Annotated in this window: 4 protein-coding genes; all 4 read left to right on the top strand. The window is 45.0% G+C overall.

All coding sequences use genetic code 11. The annotated features are described in order from the left end of the window. Nucleotides 1-786, top strand: a 786-nt coding sequence (locus tag A3761_RS22815; RefSeq protein ID WP_197473188.1) for a chemotaxis protein CheA, incomplete at its 5' end; no start/stop codon positions are given. 75 nt (nucleotides 787-861) lie between these two features. Then, nucleotides 862-2,037 carry a chemotaxis response regulator protein-glutamate methylesterase gene (locus A3761_RS22810; RefSeq protein WP_068513746.1) on the top strand — a complete coding sequence of 392 codons (1,176 nt, stop codon included), beginning with the start codon at nucleotides 862-864 and terminating at the stop codon, nucleotides 2,035-2,037. Continuing rightward, complete coding sequence (locus A3761_RS22805; RefSeq protein ID WP_068554882.1) at nucleotides 2,037-2,777, top strand: flagellar motor protein; 741 nt, start codon at nucleotides 2,037-2,039, stop codon at nucleotides 2,775-2,777. The genes A3761_RS22810 and A3761_RS22805 overlap by 1 nt, the downstream gene beginning before the upstream one ends. Nucleotides 2,778-2,796: 19 nt before the next feature. Further along, nucleotides 2,797-3,434: flagellar motor protein MotB (locus tag A3761_RS26380; protein ID WP_068750953.1), on the top strand; the 638-nt coding region annotated here is incomplete at its 3' end.

Below are 3,434 nucleotides of genomic sequence, written 5' to 3'. Positions count from 1 at the left end.
ATTGAAATGCCTGATGACCGTGTGACGAAAGGTAAGGAACGTATAGGGCAGGTGGTTCTGTCAGCACAGCAGGAAGGTGATCATATCATGCTAGCCATTGAAGATGATGGCGCAGGTATGGATGCTGAGGTTCTACGTCAAAAAGCTGTTGAAAAAGGCATTTACGACCAAGACGCTGCTGATCGCTTAAGCGATAGCGAATGTTATAACCTTATTTTTGCACCTGGCTTTTCGACTAAGCAGGAAATATCCGATATTTCCGGCCGTGGTGTGGGAATGGATGTTGTTAAGACAAAAATTACCCAGTTAAACGGTACGGTAAATATTGATTCTGAGTTAGGTAAAGGCTCGCGACTTTCAATTAAAGTACCCTTAACTTTGGCGATCATGCCTACCTTGATGGTTAAGCTTGGAAATCAGTCCTTTGCTTTTCCTCTGGTTAGTGTGGTTGAAATTTTCCACCTTGATTTGACCAAGACAAATGTTGTTGATGGACAGGAGTGTGTTGTTGTTCGTGATAATGTTTATCCCTTGTTTTACATCAAACGCTGGTTAGTGAATTCATACACTGAAGATACTGATTCTGCTCATGTGGTGATTGTCGCTGTGGGTAGTAAGCGCGTAGGCTTTATTGTGGATCAGTTGGTTGGCCAAGAAGAAGTCGTGATTAAACCACTTGGTGACATGCTACATGGCACAGCAGGCATGGCCGGCGCAACGATTACGGGTGATGGTCGTATCGCCTTGATACTAGATATTCCAAGTCTATTAGACCGCTACGCATAGGCTAAAAATCAGGATGCGCTGTCGCTATAGTACACGCTGCAATCTTTATCGCTACGGGGGCGCTTGTTAGATTCGATGAGTGTCACTGTATTAGTTGTAGATGATTCTGGCTTTTTTCGGAAACGGGTTTGTGAAATTCTAAGCTTGGTTTCTGAAATCAAGATCGTTGGTACTGCGTCAAACGGGCGTGAAGCAATTGAGCTCGTAAAGAAATTGTCCCCTGATGTGGTCACCATGGATTACGAGATGCCTGTTATGGATGGCGTTACAGCTATTCGCCATATCATGCAAGAATGCCCTACATCTATTCTAATGTTCTCATCTCTTACCTACGAAGGTGCTCGTGTAACGCTAGATGCGCTAGAAGCTGGAGCGGTCGATTTTTTACCAAAGAATTTTGAAGATATCGCTCGCGATGCAGGGAAAATGCAAGAGGTTCTGAAGAAAAGAATCCTGGCTATTGCAAAAAAGAGTGGAACTTCTCAAAGTGGCTCGGTTAGCAGCGCTAGCTCACTAAACCCAGAGGCTTCATCCAGTATACAAGCAAGTGAGAGTTCAAGTGTTTTAAAGCGTAGAGCAGTGAGCGGACGCCCAAGCACTACAAATAAAAGTGTGCCGTCACGCCCGGAAGTACAGAGTACTAATCGTGGTCAACGCGCCACGCACAGAGCCAAGAAGTTATCTCACCCGGTAGACCTTCTAGTCATCGGCGCTTCAACGGGTGGGCCGGTTGCCTTACAAAAAGTACTGTCAAAGCTACCGGCTAATCTGCCGGTTCCTGTACTGATTGTTCAGCACATGCCTGAGACCTTTACCCCTGCATTTGCAGAGCGCCTAAACAATTTATGTCAACTTACCGTTAAGCATGGAGTAGATGGGCAAACATTGCAGGCAGGAACAGCAATTTTAGCACCTGGTGCTAAGCAAATGATTGTCTCGGGTAAAGGTCGGTCTATCTCAATTTTGGAAGGTGATGCTAGGTTGACCTACAAACCTTCCGTCGACGTGACTTTCGGTTCAGCTTCGAAAGCGTTCCCCGGAAGAGTTTTGGGAATTGTTCTGACTGGTATGGGGGCCGATGGTAGAGAAGGTTGCCGCTTGCTTAAACAGTCTGGCTCCACGGTTTATACTCAGAACGAAAAAAGCTGCGTAATTTATGGAATGCCGATGGCAGTTGACAAGGCTGGTTACTCTGACGGCTCTTTTGATATTGACGCCATAGCAGATCACGTGATTGAAGGAGTGATGTAATGGATTTGCTGAGTATCTTAGGTGTTATCCTTGGCTTTGGTGCCATTTTAGGTGGTAACTACCTAGAGGGTGGCCATATTGATTCATTATTTAATGGCCCCGCTGCCTTAATAGTTATAGGCGGTACGTTTGCTGCGATATTGTTACAAACTCCTTTTCAGACATTAAAGCGAGGCATTGTCATGTTGCGCTGGGTGTTTATACCGCCTTATGTGTCGATTGATGACGGGATTGAAAAGGTTATTTCCTGGAGTATGCGAGCAAGAAAAGAGGGCTTGCTTGGGCTAGAGTCTTCAGTCGATAAAGAAGATGAGCCTTTTGCTGGTAAAGGTCTTCAGCTGCTCGTTGATGGTGCTGAGCCTGAAGTGATTAGAAATGTACTTGAGTTGGATCTTATTTCTAAAGAGCGTCATGACCTTAGTTCAGCAAAGATCTATGACGGGATGGGGGGGTATTCTCCTACCATTGGTATCATTGGCGCAGTAATGGGTCTGATACATGTTATGAGTAACCTTGCTGACCCATCCTCTCTTGGCGCTGGTATCGCGACTGCCTTTGTAGCGACAATTTATGGCGTTGCATTTGCCAACCTGCTGTTTTTCCCAGTCGGTAGTAAGCTAAAGTCTGTGATTCAACGGCAATCCCAGTATAGAGAAATGCTTATCGAAGGCTTGGTGGCAATCTCAGAGGGAGAGAACCCTCGTTCAATCGAGCTAAAGCTACGCGGCTTTATCACTTAACTATTACTTGAGCTAAGCTATGCGCAGGCAATTAGAAGAAGAGCATGATAATCATGAGCGTTGGTTAGTATCATACGCTGACTTTATCACTTTGCTGTTTGCTTTCTTCGTTGTGATGTATTCAATTTCTTCGGTAAATGAAGGTAAATATAAAGTCCTTTCTGAGAGTTTGGAAGGGGTCTTTAACGCTCCCGCGAAAACCATAAAGCCAATTCAGGTTGGAGATATAAGTCCTCGCTCTACCTCTCCGGATTCACGTGAAATTTTTATCCAACCAATGATCGGTGAGTCATCACCACCCCCTGATCAACGAAAGAAAAAGAAGGAACCTAGCAAAGAAGACCTCCAACTCGAAATGATAGCAGGGGAGTTTGAAGATAACTTTGAAGACTTGATATTCGAGGAAAAGGTAAGCGTTCAGAAGAAAGACGATTGGATCGAGATCTCGTTGGATGATACGGTTGTTTTTCAAAGCGGCGGTGTGGAGCCTGTTGATGATGCTTTGCCAATTATTGAAAAAATTGCAGGTATTATGAACCAGCACGATAACGCTATGCTGGTAGAGGGGCATACTGATAATGTTCCTATTCGAAGCCCTGTATTCCCATCTAATTGGGAGCTCTATGCAGCGCGAGCAGCCACAGTTGTTAGATACCT

The sequence above is a fragment of the Oleiphilus sp. HI0123 genome (genome assembly GCF_001635315.1).
Note: the sequence above shows the minus strand (reverse complement) of the source record. Positions and strands in the feature narration are given on the sequence as shown.